Raw genomic sequence first — 24,950 nt, 5'->3', positions numbered from 1 at the left:
CTTTACTATTGATGAACCGCGCTTACCCTTTCTAAGTTTCAATGCAACGATATTTCAATTATCGGCGGGGTTTGTGTATCTTCGCACGATATTTTCTTTGCGTTAAAACTAATCCCGATTGCCACAATGGAAAGAACACTGACCATTCTCAAACCGGACTGCGTCCGCAAACAGCTCATCGGCGCCGTTATCGATAAAATCGAACGCGCAGGCTTCCGTGTTGTAGCCATGAAAAAAACCAGGCTTACCCCGGATACCGCCGGTGAATTCTATGCCGTGCACCGCGAGCGCCCTTTTTACGGCGAACTCGTGGAGTTCATGTCTTCAGGACCCTGCGTACCGATGATCCTCGAAAAGGATAATGCCGTCGCAGATTTCCGCACCCTGATCGGGGCAACCGATCCTGCGCAGGCCGATGCAGGCACCATCCGCCAGCTCTATGCCGACAGCAAGGGCGAAAACATCATCCACGGCTCCGACTCCGCTGAAAATGCAGCCATCGAGGCAGGATTCTTCTTTTCAGCCGAAGAGGCCGTAAGGGTCAACTGACGTTACCGGCGAACCACGCAACCACAGAAAAGCGGCCCGAAAGGCCGCTTTTTTCATGGCTCCCTAAACCCCGGAATCCTGGGGTTTCCTGCCTTTCACTTCATGCAGATAGTCGCTGAACGCCTCACCGTACATCTCCCATACGGTGATGAACAGGGCGGCAATGATGGGTCCGACGATGAATCCGAAGATGCCGAAAAGGCCGAGACCGCCAAGGGTGCTGAAAAAAATGAGCAGCTCATGCATGCGGGTATCGCGGCCGATAAGAATGGGTCGGAGAATGTTGTCGAGCTGGCTGACGATAAGACTGCAGAAAAGGAAAACTCCTGCCGCCTCAGGGTAGCGGCCGATGGCGGCCAGATAAAGGGCTGCGGGAAACCAGACGAGCGGAGGGCCGATAAGGGGCACTACCGACAGGACCGTCATGATGGTTCCCCAGAAAAGCGCGCTCTGGATACCGGCAAGGTGCAGGGCGAAACCGGCAAGCGACCCCTGGATCAGACCTACAACCAGGGTGCCTTTGATGGTCGCCCTGGTGACCGAAAGAAACCGGTCGAGCAGACGGTGCTGGTCCGCTTCCGCAAGAGGGAGGTAGTACATGATCCGGTCGAGCAGCGAGCGGCCATCCTTGAGAAAGAAAAACATGGTGTAGAGAAAAACGAACAGCAGAAAGAGGTCGTTGACCGCGGAAACCGTCATCGATGACAGGCTGTTGAAGAGAAAGGCGCCCGCCTTTCCGGCAAGTTCTGCGGCTTTCTGAAGAATTTCCTCGCGGTAGAGCTCTATTTCGCGGTAGTAGGGAAAGGAGTGCAGCATGTCGCTATAGGCCGAAGGCTCCTGAAGCTGCAACTGCTGCTGAATCCAGGGAACAGCCGAACTGCTTATGCTGAAGGCCTGAACGGCGACAACTCCGGTGAGGGCCGTGAGCGGAAGAAACACCATGATGAAGAGCAGCAGCATGGTAAGAGCGGAGCTCAGGCTCCCGTGTCCCCGGAAAAGACGCTCGACCCGGCTGTAGAGCGGCATGAACAGCGCGGAAAAGATGGCTGCCAGAAAAATAGCCATGAGAAAATAGCGGATCATGACAAAGAATATCGCCGATATCACAAAAACGATCAGCAGAAGAACTATCCGGCTGGCTGTAAGTGTATTCATGGTTTCACGATTGTTTGTTGCCGGTTCGGAAGCACCCTTCCGGCGTTAAAGCCACTCCCCGACATCCTGTTCCAGAAGACGCGCCCTGACCAGCGAGACCGCAAAAATACCGGCGGTTTCCGCCCTGAGTATCGAGAGCCCGAAAGAGATCTCCGTAAACCCTGCCTCGCGGGCAAGGCGCACCTCTTCGGGGGTAAATCCCCCTTCGCCTCCTATCAGAAAAAGCGTTTTTCCGCCCGTCACGGCGACACCTCCGGAGGATCGCTCCGAGAGCTCATACGGTATCAGCCGGCAGTCGTAACCCTGAAGGGCGACAGCGTTCCGGAATGCGAGCGGCTCGCCGATAACCGGAAGATAGTATCTTCCCGACTGACGTGCGGCGGAAAGCATGATGGAGCGCCACCGCACCAGTCTTTTTGCAATCCGCTCTCCCGGCGGCTGGGCTACGGTACGGGCCGTAATCATGGGAATCACCGCCGAAACGCCCAGTTCCGTAGCCTTTTCCAGAAAGAGTTCGAAACGCTGCGGCGCCTTGAGCAGCGAAATCGCTACCGTAACGGCGCTCGACGGAGCCGGGACCTGCCGCATTGCGGTGATCTCGCCTTCAAGAGCGCTCTTGCCGACATCGGTTATGCACACATCGAGATGAAGCCCGCAACCGTCGGTGACACGTATCCGTTCGCCTTTTTTTTTGCGCAGCACCCTCGAAAGGTGATGAAATTCGTCACCATCGAGCCTGATGCGTCCTGCAGCCCGGTCAATCTGTCCGGAAGAAGCGTAAAAGAGTTCCATAACTGACCTATTCTTTTGCGGCAAGCGCCAGCGCCGCAACCGAAACGCTTGCGGCTCCTCCCCGCCTCAGCGTTTCGGCGGCGGCGACCACGGTTGCGCCGGTTGTGACCACGTCATCGACCAGCAGAACACGAGCGGGCATATCGGGAAGCGGCGTCTTAAAAGCCCCGTCGAGATTCCTGCGCCTGGCGGTTACGTGAAGACCTGTCTGGGAAACGGTAAAGCGTCCTCTGAGAAGCAGGTCGGTGCGCACCGGTTTCTGAAAGGTTTCAGCAATGCCGAGGGCGATTTTCTCCGCCTGGTTGAAGGAGCGTTCGACATGCTTCAGCCGGTGCAGCGGAACCGGCACGAGACAGTCGATGCTCTCCGGCGGCAAGGCGTCGCTGATCCATGCTCCCAGCTCTCTGCCGAAAGCCACTCCGAGATTGTACATACCCTCGTATTTCATGGCATGCAGCACTTTCTGCAGCGGACTGTGACGGTGAAACACATATTGGCAGAACGCGCGCTCGAACGGGCATTTCCCCCTGAAATGCGACTCGATGGAGTGCATGAGGGTGTGGCCTGCCGCAGTGCAGTCGCTGAACGCCTCGAAGCTGTTCCGGCAGGCGCTGCAGCACCCGTACTCGGAAGGCATCAGCAGTTTTCCGCAGACAATACAGACCTCGGGAAACAGAAAGTGAAAAAACCGCCCGTTCATAACACGATTGATGGTTCACGCAAAACACAACGCCGCCGCACCGTACATCCCTGCCCTGTTGCCAAGCTCTGCAGGAACCAGCTCGACTCCTTCATGCATCGAGGGAAGCGTCGAACGGATGAACTGCCGGTAAGCCGGTTCGAAAATCAGGGAGCCCGCCGCCGATATGCCGCCGCCGATAACGAATTTCCTGATATCCATGAGTGCGGTGACGCCGGCAAATCCCACTCCGAGAATGGAACCGACCCGATCCCATACCGCAAGGGAGAGGCTGTCGCCCTCTTTTGCCGCCCGCTCGATATGGCGGGGAGAGAGCGAGGAGAAGTCATTGCCGCACAGCGAGGAAAGTGCCGAACCTTCCGCCGGGTTTTCACGGATCAGCCCGCAGGCATACTCGACGATACGCTCTTTGCCGATCATCCCTTCAATGGTGCCCCGTATGCCGGCATGGATGAAGGGGCCTTCAAAATCGACAATCATGAATCCGATTTCGCCGGCGGTTCCGCTTGGTCCGCGGTAGAGTTTCCGGTTCAGCACGATGCCCCCTCCCACTCCGGTACCGAGCGTCACCATGAGAAAATCCCGAAAGCCCCGTCCTGCCCCGTAAACCGCTTCACCGTAGGCCGCGGCATTGGCGTCGTTTTCGATGAATACCGGCGCTCCGGCCTGAAGCCGCTCCTGCAGGGCGCCTTCAAGAGCGCTGCGAAGGGGAAAGGTTGTCCATCCGGGCAGATTGGGCGGATAGCTCAGCGTGCCTTTTTCGGTATCGACCGCTCCCGGCGCCCCAAGGCCGATTCCCGAAAAATCGTGACGATGCAGATCGGCCGGAGCTTCCGCATGGAGAGATGCGATGAGATCGGCAAGCTGCACGACAATGCCTTCAGGGCCCGACGTGGTATCGGTCGGAACCGCCCGGTCCAGAACGATGCCCTCCTGCAGGCTGACGACCGCCGCCTTGACGGCGGTACCGCCGAGATCTATACCGATTGCCCAGGGAGACATGGCTGCTGAGGTTACCCCGTTTAACTGTTGAATGGCCTGATGAATTTTCTGCCGTGTGTGCCCGATGCGAAGAAATCGAGAATTTCAAGCACGTCCGGCTCCGGAGCGCACTCCTCTTTCACTTTTTCGAGCGCATTGGAGAGCAGCAGGCCTGACTGGAAAATAATACGGTAGGCATCCCTGATGCGTGTGATGGATTCGCCGGAAAACCCTCGCCGTTTCAGGCCTATGGCGTTGAGCCCCTCATAGCGGAACGAGCCGTGCCCGCCGGCCATGACGAACGGAGGCACATCGAGCGAGGCCCGGGCGATACCGCCTACCATGCTGTAGCGGCCGATCCTGACAAACTGGTGGACGCCGGTCAGACCGCCGATAACGGCGTAGTCGCCCACTTCACAATGGCCGCCGAACTGCACGGAGTTGGCGATAACCACATGGCTGCCGATAACGCAGTCGTGACCTGCATGCACGTAAGCCATAATCAGGTTGTCGGAACCTACGACGGTCTTGCCGCTGGCCTTTGTGCCCCGGTTCAGGGTAACGCATTCGCGGATGACGGTGCGGTCGCCAATGTAGAGCGCCGTTTTTTCTCCGGAGAATTTCAGATCCTGGGGTTCGCCGCCAAGCACCGCTCCGCTGTGGACCCTGCAGTCGCTGCCGATATGGGTACCTGAGGCGATATGCACCTGCGGACCTATCCTGGTGCCCCCGCCGATGGTCACGTCATCCTCGATAACGGTGTAGGGCCCTATCGAGACACCTTCCCCCAGGACGACTCCCGGACTGACGACTGCGGTCGCATGAATACTGCTCTTCATAGATTTATGGTTCCTTCTGTTGTTCAAACGCTTCCTTTATGCGGGGCTCCTGCAGCTCCCGCGAAAGCGCCTCGATGACCTGGCGGGCAGCTTTCGGCCTTCCGGCATCGCGGTAAGCTCCGGCAAGCACAAAAAACAGTTTGGGATCGGAACGGTAGCTGGCGCCGGCCGCAAGGCTTTCAAGATACGAAATATACTGTATAGCTTTCGATTTCGCTCCCAGCCTGCTGTAGAGCGAAACGACCGACCCGGCAAGTTCGGGGTTGACCGGATACCGGGCTGGCGGAAGCACTTTCGACGAGGTATCGAGCACCTCGAGGGCAAGCGCTCCTCGCCGGGCCGTGCGCATGGAACCGCCCTGCCCGTCCACCCTGATGGTCGCATCCGGATCGGCGGCCAGCTCGAGGGCAAGGCGCACGAAAAGCGGCGTGTAGTTCGCGCACAGCCGCCGGGAAGTCTCCTCAAGCGTCACGGTCGTGTCGGCGAGGTTGCGGAAACGGTAGACCTGGGTCAGCGAACGGTAGAGCCTCGCCGGATCCACAAAACTCATCGGATCGGGGCTTTCCAGAGGAACCACCTTGTAGACGAGGCCGTCGAGCCTCAGATGGCGCTGCAGACCGATCATGCTCTCCTGATCGACCGTAAGCGCAAAGCAGATCGGACGGCCGGGAAAGTTGTTGGTGACGATTTCATACACCGCAATATCCTGCGGACGGAGATAGCCCTGGCCGTCGTAGGAAAAACCGGGCTTCATCACCCATTTCAGGCTTTCGGCAGGGGGCGATGGAAGGGAAAGGCCGTGACGGGCGGCCTGCCGCTGCAGCAGGGCGCCGGCGTTTCCGGCAGGAACGGCAACATCCATGGAGTCGAGAGGCACGTAGGTGATGGAGCCGAGCTCCCCGTCTCCTGAACTGAACGCCACGGGCATTGCCCCCCGGGGACTGGTGTTTTTCAGTTGCAGGAGGTACCAGCCGGTGTTGGCCAGACTGAGATTGACCACCCGGACGTCGGTTCTGATACGCTCGACCTCCTGCAGGTACCAGAGCGGAAAGGTGTCGTTGTCGCCGTTGGTAAAGAGTATGGCATTTTTTTCACAGCTCTGCAGCATGTTCCACGCCCAGTCCCACGGAACATAGTTGCCTGAACGGTCGTGCATCCGGTAGTTGGCCTGCAGCATCCGTCCGTTGAGCAGCAGCAGGGCCGCCGTTACCAGCGCTCCGGCCAGAATGTTCTGGGCCGTGCCTTTCGGAACGGAGAAACGATCCTTCAGAAAGCTCCAGATGCTTTCGACGCCGATGCCGATCCAGAGGGCGAAAGCGAAAAAGCTTCCGGCATAGCTGTAATCCCGCTCGCGCGGCTGCGGTTCGCTCTGGTTGAGATAGATCACCAGCGCTGCGCCGGTCAGCACGAAAAGCGCCGTGACGACCAGCCCCATCTTCCACTGCCGCCTGAAATGAGATACCGCTCCGACGAGCCCGACAAGAAACGGAACGCCCCAGAGCACCGACCAGTCGACGCCTGCGCCCTCCATATCGTGCTCACGCCCGATGAACTGCCAGCCGAAATAGCGCAGGTACATGCGGTTGAGCTGATAGCTCACGAAGTAGTCGAGATCGCTCCCGTACTGCTGGTAAAAATACTGGTGCACCGGCTCCGGCGACCAGCGACGCGGCCAGATGGGCATTTCACCGTACTGCTCGCGGTTGAGATAGGAAAAAAACGCCTGGGGAGTAGACGGATTATTTTCGTTGATGGGAGGGGCGGCCTGCGCACGCACGTAAATCATACCGTAGGAGGTGTACCCGATAATGATCAGAAGCAGCGAAACCAGAACGGTGTTGGCTATCGCCATCCTGCCCCGCTGGGTATACAGGATTCCCCATGCAAGCAGGGCGCAGAGCAGAAGGAACCCCCACCATGAGGCGAACTGGAACAGGACCGGAAGCCCCTTGATGATCACCTGGTAGATCAGGAAAAAAAGCGCCGATGAGCCGGCGACAAGCAGGGCGAATGATTTGAGGGTAAGCTCGTACCTCCGGAAATAGTAGATCAGGGCGGCGGCAAAAACCGCAAGAAGGCTCAGGAGATGGACGCCGATGGAAAGACCCACCATGTACATCACCAGCATCAGCCACCGTTCATGGCCGGAATTCGGGTATGCATCGTGCCAGCGGAGCATCAGCCAGACGACCATTGCCGTAAAGAACGACGAGAGCGCATAGACTTCGGTTTCAACGGCATTGAACCAGAAACTGTCCGAAAAAGCCAGCGCCAGCGCGGCTACCGCGGCGCTGCCGTATGCGGACAGCTTTTCCGCAGTGCTCCAGCTGTCGGGATCGCTCTTGCGGTAGAGAACGATGAACCGCAGGGTTATGAGATAGGTCAGCATCACCGTGGCCGAACTTGCAAGCGTGCTGATAAGGTTGACCCGCGCTCCCGTATCGCTGAAAAAGGGAATCATGGAAAAGAGGCGGCCAAGCATGAGAAAAAGCGGAGCTCCGGGCGGATGGGGCACCCCGAGCGTATAGGCCGTGGCAATGAACTCTCCGCAATCCCAGAATGAGAGCGTTGGCGCCATGGTCATGAGGTAGAGCAGTTCGGCTGCGGCAAACAGCAGTACGGCCAGAATAGGGTTGAGTGTCCGGTGTGTCATACGTCTCATCGTTCGCGTCGTTGTTTCGGTGTCATGGTTACGGGGAAATCAGTTCTCCGGCAATATGGTCGGCAAACAGAAATCCTTTGTCAGTAAGCCGGAGCCGGCCATTTTCGATCACAATCCATTCGTTTGCAATAAAGCGTTCGGTCACCTTCGAAAGGTTCAGCCCTAATTTATTGTGTTTTCGCAAAAACTCAACATCAAGACCCCGGTTTATGCGCAGCGAAAGAAAAACCTGCTCGACAAAGCGCTCCTCTTCGGAAAGCACCTCTTCGAATGCAGCGCTTCCGGCGGGATTGTCGAGATAGCGAAGCAGGCTTCCGGCATTTGCCCTGCGCCTCTCGAATGCGCCGTCGAAGATGAAGCTGTGGGCGGACGGGCCGAATCCGAGATAGGGCTCACGCATCCAGCAGGCAAGATTGTAACGGGAGTGATGACCGGGAAGCGCAAAATTCGACACCTCGTAATGGAGGTATCCCCCTGCTGAGAGCATATCGATGGCGGCGGCATACATGGAGGCCTGCACCCCTTCATCGGGAACCGTCACCAGTCCCCTGGCAATCCTGCGCTCCAGCAGGGTTTTCGGTTCGACGGAGAGCATGTAGACCGAAATGTGCGGTGCCGCAAGGGCCAGCGCCGCCTGGAGGTCTCCGAGCCACTCCCCTGTGGATTCCCCCGGCACGCCGCAGATAAGATCGATACTGACGCTGTCGAACCGGCTCACGGCCTCTCTGGTTATGCGCAGGGCATCTTCGGCTGAATGCCGCCTGCCGAGAGCGGAAAGCTTGCGCTGCCGGTAGGACTGCACGCCGAGACTGAGCCGGTTTATACCCGCGGCCTTCAGTTCCTCCATCGCATTTCCCGAAAGATCCTCCGGATTGGCTTCGAGCGCAATTTCAATGCCGGGAGCGAAGGTGCAGAGTGAAGCCGCAAGTTCGAGCCATCCGGCAACCAGATGCACCGGCACAAGCGAAGGGGTTCCTCCGCCGAAATGTATCGACTTGACGGTGCGGTCACGAAGCAGCGGGCCGGCTGCGCGAGTTTCGACGGCAAGCGCCCGAAAAAAAGCCTCGATGTGATCGAGGCGGGTGACAAGAAAAAAATCGCAGTAGCTGCACCGTGCGCTGCAGAAAGGAACGTGAATATAGAGACTGAGCGGCCGCTCTTCATCCTGCCGAAGTTCCCCGGCGGCGGGAGGATCAGGAGGCAAGGATATGACCGGTTACGGCCCGGTAGAGGTCATCGGCGACAAATTCAGGCCTGATGCCCCTCTCCAGGCAGAGGCGCTCCTCGTTATGACCGGTCCGCACCAGTATCGGACGCAGCCCGGCGCGAAGTCCGCATTCGACATCGACGGTTTTGTCGCCGATGAAGAACGAGGCGCTCCGGTCTACGGCAAGCCCTTCGGCAAGAAAGTCCGCGATGGCCCGCTCCACCATCCCTGTAGCGGGCTTGCGGCACTCCTCGAAACGGTCGTAGCCTGGATCGGGATAGTCCGGGTGGGAAGGGCAGTAGTAACAGCGGTCGTAGGCCGTATTCCAGCGGGCGAGCAGTTCGTTCAGATAGCGGTTGATATCCTCGACCTGCTCGATGGTGGTGATGCCCCGGGCAATTCCTGCCTGGTTGGTGACGACGACAATCCGGTATCCTGCCGCCCTGGCAAGTGAAACCGCCTCGCCGGAGCCGGCTATAAGCCGGAACTGCTCCCGTGAGGTGATGTATGAACCGGCATCCTCGTTGATCGTACCGTCGCGATCGAGAAAAAGCACCCTGATGGTTTCAGCCATGCCCTTTACTCTCCAAGCAGTTTGCGGTAAAGCTGATCGTACTCCTCGGCGGAACTCTTCCAGGCGAAATCCCGGCCCATGGCTTCCAGGACAAGCGGTTGCCAGCGTTCGTCATCGTCAAAGCAGGCGACAGCCTCCAGAAGTTTGCCGATAAACGCATCGGCACTGTAGTCGCGGAAAAGAAAGCCCGAACCGCTCTCGCCTGAAACCTCGTCGATGGTTTCAACTATGCCGCCTCCGGCATAGGCAACCGGAATCGTTCCATAGCTCATGGCAAACAGCTGCAGCATGCCGCACGCTTCGATCCGCCCCGGCATCAGAAGAATGTCCAGACCCGCGATCATCAGATGCAGGAGAGTATCGGCGTAATCGGTAAGCACCGCAACATGGTCGGGATGAGCGGCGGCGAACTCCTGAAAATACTTTTCATACTCCCTGTCGCCCGAACCGCAGATAATGAGCTGCAGATCGAGTTCGACAAGACGCTCGAGACTCTCCCTGATCAGTTCGGCGCCCTGGAAGCGGTCGAATCCCATGATGACTCCCACAAGCGGGCGTCCTTCATTGAACGGCAGTCCCGCCTCTTCGAGCAGCGCCTTCTTGTTGTCCAGCTTGCCGTCCATCCTGTCGCTGCCATACCGCTTCTTGATCAGCTTGTCGGTCGAAGGGTTCCACTGACGGGTATCGATGCCGTTGAGAATCCCGTGGAACGTCTCCTTGCGATCCTCGACAACGCGTCCCAGCCCGTAGGCCTCCTCTCCGTTCCTGACAATCTCGTCGGCGTAACTCCTGGAGGTCGTTGTCAGCAGATCGGCGTTCTCTACCCCCGTGTAGAGCATGTTCACATCGTCTCCGCTGCGGTGCAGCGCACTGCTGACCTCTTCGGGCAGAAGCTTCTGAAACACCTTGAACGGCAGAACCCCCTGACGATAGACATTGTGAATGGTGAGCACGGTTTTTATATCGCTGAAAAAACCGTTCGACGCATACACCGTCTTCAGAAGAAGAGGAATCATGCAGGCGTACCAGTCGTGACAGTGAATGATGTCCGGTTTCCAGCCCAGGCGCTGCAGGGTCTCGAGCACACCGACATTGAAAAAAATGACTTTTTCGGTATTGCTCTTCTGGTCACCGCCATTCTGCATATCGGTGAAAAGACCGTTGCGCTTGAAATACTTCTCGTTATAGAGAAAGTAGGTCTGGATCTTGCTTGAAGGCAGAGCCGTAACCTTGACATGCAACAGTTCGGTTTTATCTCTCAGGTTCACCTCGATATCAGACAGCCGCAGCACATCATGCAACCGGAATTTCCGGTCGTTGATGGTGCCGTATTTCGGCATCATGATACGGGCCTCAAAACCTTCCTCTTCAAGTGCCTGGGGGAACGATGCCATGAAGTCAGCGAGTGCGCTGATTCTTACAAAAGGGGAAACTTCACCAGAGACATAAAGAACCTTGAAATTTCTTCTGGCCATCTATATATCAATCGATCTATAATTTTTCATCAAAAACTTTCATAGAACTACATTAGTTTTTAATTTACGAATTTTTAAAGACAGATACAATCCGGGCAAAGGCAACCGGCTAAGGGAGAAAAACACTGAAACGCAGCAAGTACTACATAACCCTTTTTCTGGCGCTGCTGTTGTGGGGCGTCGCAGGTGGCTGCGCATCCGACCGTCCGCCCTCCGGAGGCCCTGCAGACAACACTCCGCTCCGGATACTCTCCTCGGAAACCCGGCATTCGAAGTCAGGACTGCCTGCGTGCACCGTCCATGTCACCTTCAGCCACCCCGTCAGCGGACGCGAACTGCTCAAATCTCTGGTTTTTGCTCCGGCAATCGGCAATTACGATGTATCCGTCACGGGCAGAACCGCGGAAATCAGAATATATGAACCCCTGAAACCGGCCGTCACCTACAGGGTCATCCTCAACAAGTACATGCGCGACGGCAGAGGCAGAAACCTCGACAATACCGGTTCGATAGCCTTCTCGACCGGTACGGTACTCGATCAGGGGGTGATTGCCGGAACGGTGTACCACCACAATCTGACGCCTGCTCCTGAAGCTCTGCTGCTGGCATATGCAACGAGCCGGGGAACCGAACCCGACTATCTGGTTCAGGCTGGAGCTGACGGTTCTTTCAGACTCGAAAATCTCGCCGAAGGACGCTACCTCGTTTATGCCGTCAACGACCTGAACCAGAACCTGCGCTTCGACCGGGCCTCGGAATCCGTCGCCTTGGCCGACAGGCAGGAAGTCGCCGTCGGCACCACATCGCTCATGCTCCGTTTTGCTCCCGGCGAAACAACCGCGCCCGTTCCGGCGGCGCCGGCTGAAAAAACGGAACAGGAACAGACGGGAACCCTTTCGGGCAGCTGCAGGGCCAATGCGAAGGCGCTCACCGTCGAGGCCCGTCGCCACAAGGACAATGCCTCGTTCCTGACGGCAGCTATCGGCGCAGCAAAAGGGGTGTTCCGTTACAACTTCTCCGCTCTGCCTCCGGGAACCTACACCGTCAGCGCCTCCATACCCACGGTTCCGACAAAGCGAAACCGGGAGCCGCAGGCATGGAAACCCGGAAGCCTCGACCCCTTCACCCCGTCGGAAGCTTTCGGTGTCTATCCGGATACCGTGAGAATCCGCCCCGGCTGGGTTACCGACGCCATCGATTTCAACCTCAGGCCATGACCGCTGCAAGCCTGCCCTCTTTCATTCCTCTCTTCAGCCGGAAAGCGATCGACTGAAGAGAAACAACCGATATAACTCCCGAACATGAACGCTCCGTCGAAAATAGGCCCCAATTCCATCATACAAACCGTAGCCGCCCTTGAAGAGAGTTTCGGAAAAAGCGAAGCCGAAACCATACTCCGCCGCATAGGACAGGGGCACTGGATCGGCAATCTGCCGAGTGAAATGACCGAGGAATCGAAATTTCACAGCCTGGTGAGTGCTGTCGAAAAAGAGATCGGCGAAAGAAAAACCTCGGCAATCCTCGAGGAAGCGGGCCGCAGAACCGCCGCCTACCTGCTCAGGGTGCGCATTCCGGGACTTTTCCAGAAAATCCTCAAACCGCTCCCTCCGGGACTCGCATTCAGACTCTTTCTTTTCGCCATCAGCAAGAACGCCTGGACCTTCGCCGGCAGCGGCGAGTTCAGCTACACCACCGGCAAAAACCCGGAGATCAGGGTGCGGGTGACGCACCCGAGCAAACCCGTTGTGGGCAACTTCTACCTCGGAACCTTCGAAGCCCTGCTCGAAGAGCTGGTGAACCCGAACACCAGAATCAAGGCCACGATCAAAGAGCAGAACAAAAGCATACTCTGCAGCTACAGCTGCATGATCTGAGAGCACCCCGTTCAAGGGACTTATGGGACTTATGGGACTTATGGGACTTATGGGACTTATGGGACTTATGGGACTTATGGAATGAATTAAGACAGTGTTTTCGGGAATTGCAAAAACTATTCGTCCCGTTTGTCGCATTCGTCCCGTAGAACCCACACTCCGCTCTTTCCATAAACGCAAAAGCGGGCATTTTTCGCCCGCTTTTGTACTGTTGAAATCCGACAGAGCGGCGTCTTACTGCCAGCCGCCTACCATGCTGAATATCTCGCGGTCGCCGATCGGTACGGGAACGGTTGCCTGCGGATTTTCCTGCATGAGGAAATCGGCGATTTCGTTGTAAGGCACAAGGCAGTCGTCCTTTCCCGGCTGATCTTCCATGGCGAAAAGGGTTTTTCCGGCAAACCGGCTCTTGCGGATCAGTTCGTGATAGGGCACTTTGGCCAGCAGACGGGTGCCTACTTTTTCGGCAAACTGATCGAGCATATTGGTGCCTCCTCCGGTGGTGTAATCGACCCTGTTGGCTACAATGCCGGCAAGCTTGACCTTGTAGCGGACGCTTTTCTGCTGGATGGCCATGCAGAGGCGGTTCGCGGCGAAAATGCTGTCGAAGTCGTTGGTCGCGATGATGATGGCGTAGTCGGCATAGTTCAGCGGCGCGCTGAAACCGCCGCAGACCACGTCGCCGAGCACGTCGAAAAGAATGACGTCGTACTTGTCGTAGAGGCCGAGCTCCTGCAGAAGGGTAACCGATTCGCCGACAACGTAACCACCGCAGCCGCTTCCCGCCGGCGGACCGCCGGCTTCGAGACCGTCGATACCGGCAAAACCGGTTTCGATGACATCCTCAGCCGTCAGCTCCTCGTGATGAAAATCAACCTCTTCAAGAGCTTCGATAACGGTTTTCTGCAGCTTCCCCGTGATGGGAAAGGTGCTGTCGTGCTTGGGATCGCAGCCGATCTGCAGGACTTTGGCGCCCTTCAGGGCCAGAGCTGCCGAAATGTTGGCGCTTGTGGTGCTTTTTCCGATGCCGCCCTTGCCGTATACCGCTAAGACTAGACTCATAATGAAAGAGGAAAAAATGTGGTTGAATAAAATCCTTATCCGCCAAGCGACTCTTTCGCCTGCCTGAAAACATCCGCCGTAACAGAGACCTCGCCCTGCTCGCGGGCAAAGTTTTCGGTGTTCTTTCTCACCTTTTTGCGCACGAAGAACGGAACCTTTTTCAGCATGTTCTCAGCCTCGTCGGTCCAGATCATGCCATCCCCTTCCGTCGCGGCATGCGCCGGAGACGACGGGGCGGAACTTCCTGCTGCAGCGCTGTCGCGACCGTTCGAAGCGTGCGGCGCACCTTCGGACGAGGAAGCTTCGTCCTCATATTCAAGACCGGCATCGCCGAAAAAGTCGATAAGATGTTTTTCAAGACCGAGTTTGCATGAAAGGTAAACCCTGTCGGCAATGACATCGGCGCCGTCAAACCCGAAAAAGGGGTAGTAGCCGAGCAGATGGTTTTCGATATGGGTCGGCGGACAGATAACCATGCAGGGCACGTCGAGCTTGCGGCAGCTGTGGCGCTCCATCTGGGTGCCGCAGACGAGGTCCGGCATTTCATCCTCGATGACTTTCGAAACGTCCTGAAACTTGTCGGTAACCATAAGCTCACCGGGAAGATATCCTTCGAGCTCCTTGCGAACCGAGTCCGCATGGCGGTGCATGTAGGTTCCGGCTCCGATAATCTTCATGCCGAGTTCGTCGCGAAGAAACTTCACGATGCTGATGGTGTGGGTGGCGTCACCGAATACGAAGGCCCGTTTGTTGCTGAAGCTCTCCATATCGGCGGTTCTGGCAAACCAGGGCACGCCGCTTGGCGCGCTCATGCCGTCAAGCGAAAAGGCGTTGAGCTTCGGCATGCTGACTGGGGGAACACCCCGTTCAGCACCGACGGCATTGATCTGTTCGATGACGGAACGAAGCCATGCAAGGGTGGGCTCCACGCCTATCGGAGCTTCATAGATTGCCGGCATGCCGAACGTTTCGCCGAGGTATCCGGCGGCTGTCGCCCCGATCTCCCGGTAGGGAGCGATATTGAGCCAGGCGGCCGGCAGTTTCCGAAGATCCTCGATGCCTGCGCCCCAGGGAGCGACGACATTGACGGAAATTCCGAGCGTCTGCAGCATGCGCCGCAGGCTTGTAAGGTTGGCGCGAAGATGAAAACCCAGAGAGGTGAAACCGAGAAGGTTTACCGAAGGGCCGGACGTTTTTTCCTGTGCGACGGCAAACCGCTTCACCAGTTCGACGAAAAGGCCGTCGGCAGCCTCATTTTCCGACACCCTGAAAGGGTTGAGCGCATAGACCAGGAGCTTCTCTTCCGGAACGCCGGAATGGGCGGCAAGCTGATGAAGGTCTTCCTGAAGCAGCGCAGTGCTGCAGCTCGGAGCGATAACGGTAAGATCCGGGCTGTAGTGGTGGGCAACCTGCTGCAGGGTTCCGGGAAGCCTCGATACGCCCTGCGCAAGGTCTCTTCCCCGAACCACGCTGATGGAGAGGCCTGGAAAATCGGGAGTTCGTTCAAGCATGCTGTAGGTCGCCGTAATGTAATCGTCGCCCTGCGGGGCATGATAGACGGTGTGAACCCCTTTCATGCTGTTGGTGATTCGGCTGATACCATGAAGGGCTGTGCCTTCATAGAGCCAGAAAGCTAAGCGCATACTCTAATGACGTTTGTTATTGCATTTCTTTTCAGAGAATTACTCAGCGCTCGGCATGACCCCTTCAAGCCATACCTCCTTGTCGAACGCAGGCAGGTTGCTGCGGCGCTGGAGCGGTGAAACAAACAGATTGGCCAGAGATATTATTCCCGACCAGCTGTGGATGGGCACAAGCATGAACTCCATGCTCCACTTGACGATAAAGCCGTGACCGGCAAACGGATTGGCCGTCATCAGGGAGGTAACGATCAGATCCGGCTGTATGCGCTCGACATCCTCGAGCTGGCGGTGGAAATTGGGCTGCTCGACGACGCGCACGCCGGCAAGAGCCTCGAGTTCGCGCCCGAGAAATTTCTTGTTGATATAGGCGCTGCTGCATTCAACCACATCGGCTCCGGCGCTTTTGAGAAAACGTGCGAGAGGCAGTTCCATCATGGTATCGGCAGTCAGAAAAACCTTTTTGCCGCCAAGCAGCTCCGTCTGCTTCCTGATCTTCTCCCATGCGGCTTTTTCGCGGTCGCGAAGATCGACGGTAATGCCGAATTCCCTGGCAAGATCTTCCCAGAACACTCTGGTGCCGTCGGGACCGAAGGGAAAGAGTGAGTGCAGCGTGCGGGCTCCCCGTTCACGCTCCAGCTTGACGGCAACCCTTGAAAGATAGGGCTGGATAGGAGCGAGCACGGTATCGGGACCGATTGCGGGCATCCTGTCGAAACGGGATTCGGGAAGGAAACCGCCTACCGGTATGCCGAGCGCTTCCGCCTCCGCCCTGAGGTCGTCGGCCGTGGAATCGTTAACCGATCCGAGAAAAACCACGTTTTTCAGGCCGGCGGGAGCTTCGGGGCAGAAAGGCACCAGTGCGTGCAGCACCGAGTCCTCTGCCTGCGTGAAATTATAGACCAGACCGCTTGCCGGCACGAAAAGCACCGGGACGTCCGGAGTGCTGAGATGGTGGGAAAGGCCCTTGAAATCGACCTTCATGACCTCGGGTGTACATGAAGAGAGAAGAAAGATCACCGAGGGATTGTGATCGGCCTTGATTTCACGGATAATCTCTTCGAGAGTCGGCTCCTGCTTTGCAAGATCGCCCTCCTCGATCAGGGCGATGCCGAAACGGGGTTTGGCAAAAATCATCATGCCGAGCGCGTTCTGCAGGAAATGCGCGCAGGTATGGGTACCGAGAATCAGAAAAAAGCTGTCCTTGATTTTCTGATACATCCAGCCGACACAGGCAAGGCCGCAAAAACTGTGCGTAACGTTATCTTCCTTGATTATCGGAAATTCGCCGGGAACCTGCATCATGAAGTTTTTCCTCCTGAAATCGTTACCGACCGCTCCCGCTCCCAGAGGGGAACGACGCGAAAACTGCGCCTGATACGGTCAAACTTTTAGAAACTGAAGATAAAATATTTTTCGTTAATCCTGTACTCTCAGGAGTCGGCTATTTTCGTCTGAACCGAGGCGATCTTGTCGCCGAGATGCACCTGCCGGTCACGCCGGTCGTCGATTTTCATGACCGTATAGACCCGCTCCGCTCCCGTCCCGAATGCCTGCTCGTGCAGGCGTGCGGCAAGCGCAAAAAGTTCGGAGACAGGCCCCTCTACCGTGGTGCCCATGTCGTTCAGCCGGTAGCTGCAGCCGCTGCCGGCAAGCAGTTCCTGAAGGCTGGCGACAAAGGAGCTGAAACCGGAAATCCTGCCGTCGAGAGGAATTACGGTGATGTCGAGAAGTGCCATTACGGTAGCCGGAAACCCTTAACGGAAAACCGTCTCTTCGCGGCCCGGCCCGACTGAAACGAAGGTGACCGGAACATCGAGAGCGTCCTCGAGGAAGGAGACATAGTTCCGCGCCTCCGGATGCATCTCCCCGAAAGTCCTGGCATGAGCGTTCGAAGACATCCACCCTTTCAGTGTCTTGTAGACGGGCGTCACCCTGGAGAGGGTTTCGTGATCGGTCGGAAAATCGTGAATCTCCCTGCCGTCGAGCAGGTAGGAGGTGCAGACCTTTACCTCTTCGAAGGTATCGAGCACGTCGAGTTTGGTCAGCGCAATTTCGGTGACGCCGTTCAGCGTCAGTGAGTAGCGGAGCGCCACGAGATCGATCCAGCCGCAGCGGCGTTTCCGGCCTGTGGTTGCGCCGTATTCATGACCGATCCGGCCGAGACGCTCACCGGTTTCATCGAGCAGTTCCGAAGGAAATGCGCCGTTGCCGACACGGGTCATGTAGGCCTTGACGACACCGATCACCTTGCCGACATAGTTCGGTGCGATACCCGATCCCGTACAGGCTCCGCCGGATGTGGGATTTGACGAGGTCACATAGGGATAGGTGCCGTGATCGACGTCGAGCAGGCAGCCCTGGGCGCCTTCGAGCAGAACGGTTTTTCCCGCCTTGAGCTGGCGGTTGAGATAGAGCTGGGTATTGGTGATGTAGGGATCGATGATCTTGTCGAATTCGGAGTGTTCGCGCACCATATCCTCGACGTCGAACTCCTCTTTTTCGTAGATGCTTTTGAACAGCTTGTTCTTGGCGGCCAGATTCTCCCTGAGCTTCTCCTGAAGCACTTCGGGATTCAGGAGATCGACAACCCGGATGCCTTTGCGGGCAAACTTGTCTTCATAGCTCGGACCGATGCCTCTGCCTGTCGTACCGATTTTATTATCTCCCTGTGCATCTTCATGCAGCGAATCGAGCCGTTTGTGGTAAGGCATGATGAGGTGGGCGTTATGGCTGATGAACAGCCGCCCCTTTACGTCGTAGCCAAGCTCCTCTACCTTCTTGATCTCTTCGAGCAGGGCGACGGGGTCGATGACGACACCATTGCCGATAACGCAGACGCAACCCTCGTGAAAAATACCGGAAGGAATGAGATGGAGCACGACCGATTTGTTGTCGAAACAGATGGTATGGCCGGCATTGGCGCCACCCTGATACCGGACAACAATGTCATATTTTTCGGAAAGGTAGTCAACAAGCTTTCCCTTTCCTTCATCGCCGAACTGTGTTCCGACAATGACGGTAGCATTACGAGCCGGCTTAGTGAATGTTTTTGATTCCACGTCGTTTATTTTATACCGATATAGTGTTCGAAATGAGCAAGAAGCTCGTTTTTCCCCTTCCCGGAAAAAGATGAATAATTTACAATAAATTCGGCTTTAGCCGAGAAACTTTCCACAGCTCTTCTTGCCAGATGGCGTTCTTTCTGGGACAGCTTGTCGTCCTTGGTCATGATGATGCCGTATGTCCTCTGGTGGTAGTCGAGAAAGTCCATCATCTCGCGGTCGGAAGGCATGGCGGGATGACGCGCATCGACCAGCAGCAGCACGAGCGCCACCGAACGGCGTCTTTCGATGTAGGCCGAGAGCAGCTTTCCCCAGTGGGCTTTCTCCTCGTGGCCTACAGCCGCATAGCCGTAGCCGGGCAGATCGACGAAATGGATCCGGTCGTTGATCGTGAAAAAATTGATCAGTCTGGTTTTGCCGGGAGTCGAGCTGGTTTTGGCAAGCCCTTTGACTCCGGTAAGGGAGTTCAGAAGTGATGATTTTCCGACATTGGAGCGTCCGACAAAAACGATTTCCGGAAACGTCTCCTCCGGAAGACCGGAGGGTTCTGCAATACTTTTATAAAAAACCGCGCTTGTAATGTTCATGCAATGATAGGACAAAAACGATCAGTCACAGCCTTTCCCCGGCCTGAAAGGCTGCATAAAAAAGGAAGCTAAAAAACCTTGCGTTAAAAACCCAAATGTTTAACTTTCGTGAGGTTTTCCGGAAACATCAGCATATCACTTGAGGGCCGCCAATGGCATTACAGATATACAACTCTCTCTCCCGGCAGAAGGAAACGTTTGTGCCGGTTCATCCTGGAATGGCAGGCATGTATGTTTGTGGCCCGACAGTTTACGGACACGCCCATCTCGGCCATGCCAAAAGCTACGTCTCGTTCGATGTCGTGGCCCGCTGGCTTCGCCACAGCGGATACCGGGTACGGTATGTGCAGAACATTACCGATGTCGGTCACCTCACTGACGATGCCGATCAGGGAGAGGATAAAATCGCACGCCAGGCGCTCCTCGAGAAAACCGACCCGATGGAGATAGCTCAGTACTATACCCGAAGCTTTTACGACGACATGGACCGTCTTGGAGTAGAGCGGCCCAATATAGCACCCACAGCTACCGGACATATTCCCGAACAGATCGCCCTGATCGAGCGGCTGGTTGCATCGGGCCATGCCTACGAGGTGCAGGGGAACGTCTATTTCTCGGTTCACTCTTTTCCCGAATATGGCCGTCTTTCCGGCAGAACCGACCAGGATGCCCTGCAGTCGGGAACAAGGGTCGAAGTGCGAAGCGAAAAACGACACCCTTCCGATTTCGCTCTCTGGAAAAAGGCGGGTGATGAGCATCTCATGAAATGGCAATCGCCATGGGGAACGGGCTTTCCCGGCTGGCATGTGGAGTGCTCCGCCATGTCGATGAAATACCTTGGGGAAACCGTCGATATCCACGGCGGCGGCATGGAAAACAAGTTCCCCCACCACGACTGTGAAATTGCCCAGTCGGAAGCCGTCACCGGCAAGCCTTATGTGCGCTACTGGATGCACAACAACATGGTGACCGTCGGCGGTATCAAAATGGGGAAGTCCCTGAAGAACTCGGTCAACCTGAAGGATCTGTTCCGGGAAACCCCGCCGATGGTTATCCGCTTTTTCATCCTGCAGTCGCACTACCGTTCGCCTCTCGATTTTTCCGAAACGGCAATCAGGGCCTCCTCTTCAGGACTCGAAAAACTCCAGGATACCCGGAAAAGGCTGCTTGAAACCGCACCGGGAAGCGGAAGCCTCGATATTGCCGCATTCGCCGGAAGGTTTACCGAGGCCATGGACGACGATTTCAACACCCCCCTGGCGATTGCGGTGCTTTTTGATTTTTCGAAAACCATCAATGCAGCACTCGACAGGCCCGAGGGACTCTCAGCGGCAGCGATAGCCGATGCGACGGCTTTTCTGGACACCTTTGCAGGCACTGTTCTGGGCATCATGGATTCCGGCGCCGAAAAGGGCTCTCCGGCATCGGAAGAGAGCCGGCTGGCGCTTGAAAAAACGGTTGCCATTCTGCTCGACATGCGGCTCGAAGCCAGAAAAAACAAGGATTTCGCTCTGAGCGACCGTATCAGGGACCAGCTGCTCGAAGCCGGCATCGAGGTGAAAGACACCAGGGAAGGCTCCTCCTGGCTGCTTAAATCCTGAGGGAAGGTCTGTCTTCCCTACAGATACTCCTCGCCGTTCTCCCTTCTCAGCCGGTCGACAGCCGGGGGAACCTTGTGCGACTCCCCTTTGGCGCAGATCAGAAGGGCATCGCCGGTATCGACGACGATCAGGTCGCTGACTCCTATCAGGCAAACCGCTTTTCCCTTCGGCGCTCTGAGAAACACTCCGGAGCTCTCCCCGCGCACCACGTCAAGCTCGCAGGCATCCCTGACGCTCTCGATGCCGGAAGCGACCTTCGCCACCTCGTCCCAGTTTACGAGATCCGTCCATCCGAAATCTCCGGGAATCATGAAAACCGGATCGGCTTTTTCCATAATCCCGTAATCGATCGAGACGGGATGAACCCAGCTGTAGACATCCTCGATAACCTCGTTCTCGCTGGCGGAGCCCAGTGCGCCATAAATGGCGAGCAGGTCCCTGTAGAGCTCGGGCATCGAGCGCCGGAACTCCCGGCAGATCGCATCGATATGCCAGATGAAAATCCCGCTGTTCCAGAAAAAGTCCCTGCTTTCAAGAAAGCGGACGGCTGTGGGATAATCGGGTTTTTCCGCAAAGGTTTTCACCCGGAAAAGCGTGATGCCGGAACTTCCCCCGGCACAGTCGTCAGCATCAAGGCGCTCGGCAGTCTGAATGTAGCCGTAATCGGTTTCCGGAGAGGCGGGAACCACACCAATGGTGACAAGCCCCGTTTTCAAGGCGGCCACGCGGATGGCCGCACAGAGAATACGCGAAAAAGCCCCGGCATCCCCCACATGATGGTCAGACGGAAGCACCACGATTACCGCATCGGGGTCCCTCTTTTTGATATGTGCCGTAGCCAGCGCGATACAGAGTGCCGTATTGCGGGCGGATGGCTCGGCAATGATGTTGTCCGGACTGATTTCAAGGCCGGAGGCGACAAGGCACTCCCTGCCCTCCCTGCCGGTAACAATCAGGGTTCGTTCGGGAGGGACAATCCCGGCTATCCTCTCGAGGGTACTGGCGATCATGCTTCCCTCACCGAACAGATCAAGGCATGCTGCAGGTTTTTTCCGTCTGAAAGCCGGCCAGAGCGCCTTGGCCGGTCCTCCGGCCATGATAACGGCGTAAACGGAGTTGCTGGATGCAATGTTCATGGCTGTAAGACTCAGGGTATCGGAAGTATGGTTCCCTTTTTACCGATAACGCCCGGCGAGACCTTCATCGTTCAGCCTCCGGCTGAATTGCATGGAGGGGCAACGGGTATTTGTCATTGAGCTTAAAAAGTCTTTTTTTCCAGTTACCAATCCCGGTAATCAATAAACCGTTACGATGAAACGTCACCCGGAGGAACTCGATGCGCTGAAGGAACTCTGCCATCAGGAGAAGATGGAGTTAAGCGACCTGCAGTACGAACTGCTTGCGGGCTATGCTGTGCTTCTCGAGCAGTGGAACAAAAAAATCAACCTTATCAGCCGGAAGGAGGACGCTCCGGTTGTCGTCAAGCATATTTTTCACTCCCTGCTTATGGGGCTTTTTCATCCCTTCGGTGCGGGTGAAAAGGTACTCGATCTGGGCACGGGCGGTGGATTGCCGGGAATTCCCCTGGCCATCGCATGGCCTGAAACCCGGTTTCTGCTCGTCGACTCCACAGGAAAAAAAATAGCCGCATGCCAGGCCATGCTCAAAGAGCTCGGCATCAGCAACGCGGTAGCCGTACATTCGAGGGTGGAGGAGCTGAAAGGACTTTCTTTCGATACGGTGCTCAGCCGTCAGGTTGCGCAACTGGAACAGCTTTGCGCCTATGCCTGCCGTTTTCTGAAGCCCGATGGTGTGCTGATATGCCTGAAAGGAGGAAACCTCGAGGAGGAAATACGGACAGCACTCGAAGCCAGGCTTGTCCATCATGGATTTCCTGCCCGTATCGAACACTTCCCGATAAGCGGGTTCAGCCCGTTTTTTGCTGAAAAAGAGATAGTCATTGCCCGGAGGTAAGAAAACCGTCCGGGCAATGACTATCAACTTTTCTATTGAGCGAAAGACCTGGGTCTCCCGATTACTCTCCGGCTGAGGCCGTTGCTGCCGCTGCTTCGGTTTTCTTCGAACCCTTGACGCGCTTTGCACGGTCCTGCTTGCCCGACTGCGGCTGCTTCGAAGGAGCTTCGGCATAATCCACCAGCTCGATAACCGCCATCTTGGCAGCATCGCCGAAACGCGGAGCGAGTTTGATGATACGGGTATATCCGCCGTTGCGGTCACCGATCTTGGAAACGATCTCTTCGAAAAGCATTTTCACGGCGTCCTTGTCGCGGATGCTTTTGAAAATCTCCCGCTGTGCATGAACGGTTCCCTTGCGGGCTTTCGTGATAATCTTCTCTATGACCTTTCTGGTCTCCTTGGCTTTCGCTTCCGTTGTTTCGATACGTTTGTAAACCAGCAGCTGGGTAGACAGATTGGACAGGGTTGCCTTTCTATGAGCTGCGGTTCTTCCGAGTTTTCTTGCCGGCTTGACTTTACGCATGACTGATTCCTGATCTCAAAAATTCAAAAATAATCCAGTTAATTAGTTACCCTTTCATCTGATACTTGGTAATATCCATACCAAATTTCAGATCGAACTTCTCGAGCTGCTCCTTGAGCTCCGTCAGAGACTTCTTGCCGAAGTTCTTGTAGTTGAGCAGTTCATCCTCCTTGCGGGAGACAAGGTCACCGATGGTATCGATCTCGGCAAGACGGAGGCAGTTGTGCGAACGTACCGAAAGATCGAGATCCTCGATCTTGGTGTTGAGCAGCTTGCGCATGTTCTCGAACTCGTCGTCCTGCTGCTTGTATTCCTCTTCGGTGAATTCCTCCTCGGTCGGCGAGAAGTTGGCGAAAAAGGTGACATGTTCGTTGATGATCTTGCCGGCAAGACTGATGGAGTCGTCAGGCGTGATCGACCCGTCGGTTTCGACATCGAGAATCATCTTCTCGTAATCGGTACGCTGACCGACGCGGGTATTCTCTACCGTGAACTTCACGTTCCTGATAGGAGTGAAAATGGCATCAATGGCAATAAAGCCTATAGGCATGCCGTCGGGGCGGTTCTCTTCGGAAGGAAGATAACCCCGGCCTCTGCCGACGAAAATATCTATTTTCAGGGTCGAACCCTCATTGACGGTGGCAATATGGAGGTCCTTGTTGAGTACCTCGAATTCACCCTCCTGGGCAACAATGTCTCCGGCAGTAAACTCTCTGGGGCCGACAAGCACAAGCGATGTCTTGCAGTTCCTCTTGCAGCTTGAGCGAAACCTTACTTTTTTCAGATTCAGCACGATCTCCGGAACATCCTCCCTGACACCATCTATGGTAGAGAACTCGTGAAAAACACCATCCACCTTCAGACCCGTAATTGCAGTTCCGGGAAGAGAAGCAAGCAACACCCGACGCATCACGTTACCAAGCGTCACCCCGTATCCTCTCTCGAGAGGCTGCGCAATGAACCGTCCGTAGCTGTCCGTATGTGTAGCTTCGTCAACCTCTATTTTAGCAGGCATCTGCATCTGGTATATCATAGTCATTTATACCTTGGGGTTCATTAAAATCACTTGGAGTATAACTCAACAACAAGCTGCTCGTTAAACGGCTCCTGAATATCTTCACGTTCGGGAACACTCAGAAAAACGGCTTTCTGGTTAGCCTTGTCCACCTGGACCCACGAAGGAAAACGCGATTCCGGAGCCTTGCTCAGGGAATCGGTAACCGCACCCATATTGCGGCTTTTCTGGCGGAATTCGATCAGATCGCCAGGAGCGACCAGATAGGAAGGAATATTGACTTTCTTCCCGTTGATGAGCAGATGACCATGGGAAACAAGCTGACGTGCAGCTGCTCGTGAGGCGGCAAAACCGGAACGGTAAACCACATTATCGAAACGTCTTTCAAGAAGCTTGACAAGGTTGTCGCCGGTAACGCCTCTCTGGGCTACAGCTTTCTTGTAGTAGTTTCTGAACTGCTTCTCGAGAATACCGTAGAGATACTTCATCTTCTGCTTTTCTCTGAGCTGCAGCGCATACTCCGAAACCTTTCCTTTTCTGGACTGTCCGTGCTGACCCGGAGCGAAAGGCCTTCTTTCAAGATATTTTTCAGCTTTCGGCGAAAGCGCAATACCTAACCTGCGGGATACTTTTGTTATTGAGCCTCTAAATCTTGCCATATCAATTGCTTCA

The 24,950-nt window shown here is 56.0% G+C and carries 24 protein-coding genes; 5 read left to right on the top strand and 19 right to left on the bottom strand.

All coding sequences use genetic code 11. The features are described from left to right. Nucleotides 1-126 precede the first annotated feature (126 nt). A complete protein-coding gene (locus WBP50_RS03845; RefSeq protein WP_423931788.1) occupies nt 127-549 on the top strand; it encodes a nucleoside-diphosphate kinase in 423 nt (140 codons plus the stop codon). Nucleotides 550-612: 63 nt separating this feature from the next. Here WBP50_RS03845 and WBP50_RS03840 read toward each other — a convergent pair whose 3' ends face one another. Genes WBP50_RS03840 through WBP50_RS03800 form a run of 9 tightly spaced genes read right to left on the bottom strand, consistent with a single transcriptional unit; the run spans nt 613 to nt 10,934 of the window. Then, nucleotides 613-1,704 carry an AI-2E family transporter gene (locus WBP50_RS03840; RefSeq protein WP_423931786.1) on the bottom strand — a complete coding sequence of 364 codons (1,092 nt, stop codon included), beginning with the start codon at nt 1,702-1,704 and terminating at the stop codon, nt 613-615. A gap of 45 nt (nt 1,705-1,749) precedes the next feature. Beyond that, complete coding sequence (locus tag WBP50_RS03835) at nt 1,750-2,496, bottom strand: 16S rRNA (uracil(1498)-N(3))-methyltransferase (RefSeq protein WP_423931785.1); 747 nt, start codon at nt 2,494-2,496, stop codon at nt 1,750-1,752. A gap of 7 nt (nt 2,497-2,503) precedes the next feature. Next, nucleotides 2,504-3,196 (bottom strand): ComF family protein, encoded by a 693-nt coding sequence (locus WBP50_RS03830; RefSeq protein WP_423931783.1) that lies wholly within the window; start codon nt 3,194-3,196, stop codon nt 2,504-2,506. Nucleotides 3,197-3,211: 15 nt separating this feature from the next. Beyond that, nucleotides 3,212-4,198, bottom strand: coding sequence for an ROK family protein (locus WBP50_RS03825; protein ID WP_423931781.1), 987 nt, complete (start codon nt 4,196-4,198; stop codon nt 3,212-3,214). A 20-nt stretch (nt 4,199-4,218) separates the two neighbouring features. Further along, a complete protein-coding gene (lpxA, locus tag WBP50_RS03820) occupies nt 4,219-5,016 on the bottom strand; it encodes an acyl-ACP--UDP-N-acetylglucosamine O-acyltransferase (RefSeq protein ID WP_423931779.1) in 798 nt (265 codons plus the stop codon). Nucleotides 5,017-5,020: 4 nt separating this feature from the next. Next, on the bottom strand, nt 5,021-7,669 hold the full coding sequence (locus WBP50_RS03815) for a DUF2723 domain-containing protein (protein ID WP_423931810.1): 2,649 nt from the start codon (nt 7,667-7,669) through the stop codon (nt 5,021-5,023). 37 nt (nt 7,670-7,706) lie between these two features. Then, nucleotides 7,707-8,882 (bottom strand): radical SAM family heme chaperone HemW, encoded by a 1,176-nt coding sequence (gene hemW, locus WBP50_RS03810; protein ID WP_423931778.1) that lies wholly within the window; start codon nt 8,880-8,882, stop codon nt 7,707-7,709. Next, complete coding sequence (locus tag WBP50_RS03805) at nt 8,872-9,459, bottom strand: D-glycero-alpha-D-manno-heptose-1,7-bisphosphate 7-phosphatase (RefSeq protein ID WP_423931776.1); 588 nt, start codon at nt 9,457-9,459, stop codon at nt 8,872-8,874. Before WBP50_RS03805 ends, hemW begins: the two co-directional genes overlap by 11 nt. 5 nt (nt 9,460-9,464) lie before the next feature. Further along, a complete protein-coding gene (locus tag WBP50_RS03800) occupies nt 9,465-10,934 on the bottom strand; it encodes a starch synthase (RefSeq protein ID WP_423931775.1) in 1,470 nt (489 codons plus the stop codon). A gap of 170 nt (nt 10,935-11,104) precedes the next feature. Between WBP50_RS03800 and WBP50_RS03795 the strand changes: the two genes are divergently transcribed. Next, on the top strand, nt 11,105-12,151 hold the full coding sequence (locus WBP50_RS03795) for an Ig-like domain-containing protein (protein WP_423931774.1): 1,047 nt from the start codon (nt 11,105-11,107) through the stop codon (nt 12,149-12,151). A gap of 84 nt (nt 12,152-12,235) precedes the next feature. After that, a complete protein-coding gene (bchJ, locus tag WBP50_RS03790) occupies nt 12,236-12,808 on the top strand; it encodes a bacteriochlorophyll 4-vinyl reductase (RefSeq protein WP_423931773.1) in 573 nt (190 codons plus the stop codon). Between the two features lie 234 nt (nt 12,809-13,042). Here bchJ and bchL read toward each other — a convergent pair whose 3' ends face one another. The 6 genes from bchL to yihA form a co-directional block, all read right to left on the bottom strand. Further along, a complete protein-coding gene (bchL, locus tag WBP50_RS03785; RefSeq protein ID WP_423931771.1) occupies nt 13,043-13,870 on the bottom strand; it encodes a ferredoxin:protochlorophyllide reductase (ATP-dependent) iron-sulfur ATP-binding protein in 828 nt (275 codons plus the stop codon). A 35-nt stretch (nt 13,871-13,905) separates the two neighbouring features. Beyond that, nucleotides 13,906-15,513, bottom strand: a complete 1,608-nt coding sequence (locus tag WBP50_RS03780) for a ferredoxin:protochlorophyllide reductase (ATP-dependent) subunit B (protein ID WP_423931770.1) — start codon at nt 15,511-15,513, stop codon at nt 13,906-13,908. A 39-nt stretch (nt 15,514-15,552) separates the two neighbouring features. Then, entirely contained in the window at nt 15,553-16,815 is a 1,263-nt protein-coding gene (gene bchN / locus WBP50_RS03775; protein ID WP_423931768.1) for a ferredoxin:protochlorophyllide reductase (ATP-dependent) subunit N, read from the bottom strand. Nucleotides 16,816-16,943: 128 nt separating this feature from the next. After that, nucleotides 16,944-17,249: an MTH1187 family thiamine-binding protein gene (locus WBP50_RS03770; RefSeq protein WP_423931766.1), complete on the bottom strand. Its 306-nt coding sequence runs from the start codon at nt 17,247-17,249 to the stop codon at nt 16,944-16,946. 18 nt (nt 17,250-17,267) lie between these two features. Next, complete coding sequence (locus WBP50_RS03765; RefSeq protein ID WP_423931765.1) at nt 17,268-18,572, bottom strand: adenylosuccinate synthase; 1,305 nt, start codon at nt 18,570-18,572, stop codon at nt 17,268-17,270. A gap of 5 nt (nt 18,573-18,577) precedes the next feature. Continuing rightward, nucleotides 18,578-19,162 (bottom strand): ribosome biogenesis GTP-binding protein YihA/YsxC, encoded by a 585-nt coding sequence (gene yihA / locus WBP50_RS03760; RefSeq protein WP_423931764.1) that lies wholly within the window; start codon nt 19,160-19,162, stop codon nt 18,578-18,580. Between the two features lie 152 nt (nt 19,163-19,314). Between yihA and cysS the strand changes: the two genes are divergently transcribed. Next, entirely contained in the window at nt 19,315-20,763 is a 1,449-nt protein-coding gene (gene cysS / locus WBP50_RS03755) for a cysteine--tRNA ligase (RefSeq protein WP_423931763.1), read from the top strand. 17 nt (nt 20,764-20,780) lie between these two features. Here the strand turns inward: cysS and WBP50_RS03750 are convergent, their stop codons facing one another. Then, entirely contained in the window at nt 20,781-21,899 is a 1,119-nt protein-coding gene (locus tag WBP50_RS03750; protein ID WP_423931762.1) for a mannose-1-phosphate guanylyltransferase, read from the bottom strand. 175 nt (nt 21,900-22,074) lie between these two features. Here WBP50_RS03750 and rsmG point away from each other — a divergent pair, with 175 nt between their 5' ends. Then, a complete protein-coding gene (rsmG, locus tag WBP50_RS03745) occupies nt 22,075-22,737 on the top strand; it encodes a 16S rRNA (guanine(527)-N(7))-methyltransferase RsmG (protein ID WP_423931761.1) in 663 nt (220 codons plus the stop codon). A 61-nt stretch (nt 22,738-22,798) separates the two neighbouring features. Here the strand turns inward: rsmG and rplQ are convergent, their stop codons facing one another. The 3 genes from rplQ to rpsD are packed head-to-tail and all read right to left on the bottom strand — an operon-like array spanning nt 22,799 to nt 24,937. Continuing rightward, nucleotides 22,799-23,263, bottom strand: coding sequence for a 50S ribosomal protein L17 (rplQ, locus tag WBP50_RS03740; protein ID WP_423931759.1), 465 nt, complete (start codon nt 23,261-23,263; stop codon nt 22,799-22,801). A gap of 46 nt (nt 23,264-23,309) precedes the next feature. Then, nucleotides 23,310-24,296: a DNA-directed RNA polymerase subunit alpha gene (locus WBP50_RS03735; RefSeq protein ID WP_423931808.1), complete on the bottom strand. Its 987-nt coding sequence runs from the start codon at nt 24,294-24,296 to the stop codon at nt 23,310-23,312. Between the two features lie 29 nt (nt 24,297-24,325). After that, a complete protein-coding gene (gene rpsD, locus WBP50_RS03730; protein WP_423931757.1) occupies nt 24,326-24,937 on the bottom strand; it encodes a 30S ribosomal protein S4 in 612 nt (203 codons plus the stop codon). Between the last annotated feature and the right edge of the window lie 13 nt (nt 24,938-24,950).

The organism is Chlorobium sp. (assembly GCF_049593655.1).
Classification (GTDB): domain Bacteria; phylum Bacteroidota; class Chlorobiia; order Chlorobiales; family Chlorobiaceae; genus Chlorobium.
This window is presented reverse-complemented; position numbering and strand designations above follow the sequence as displayed.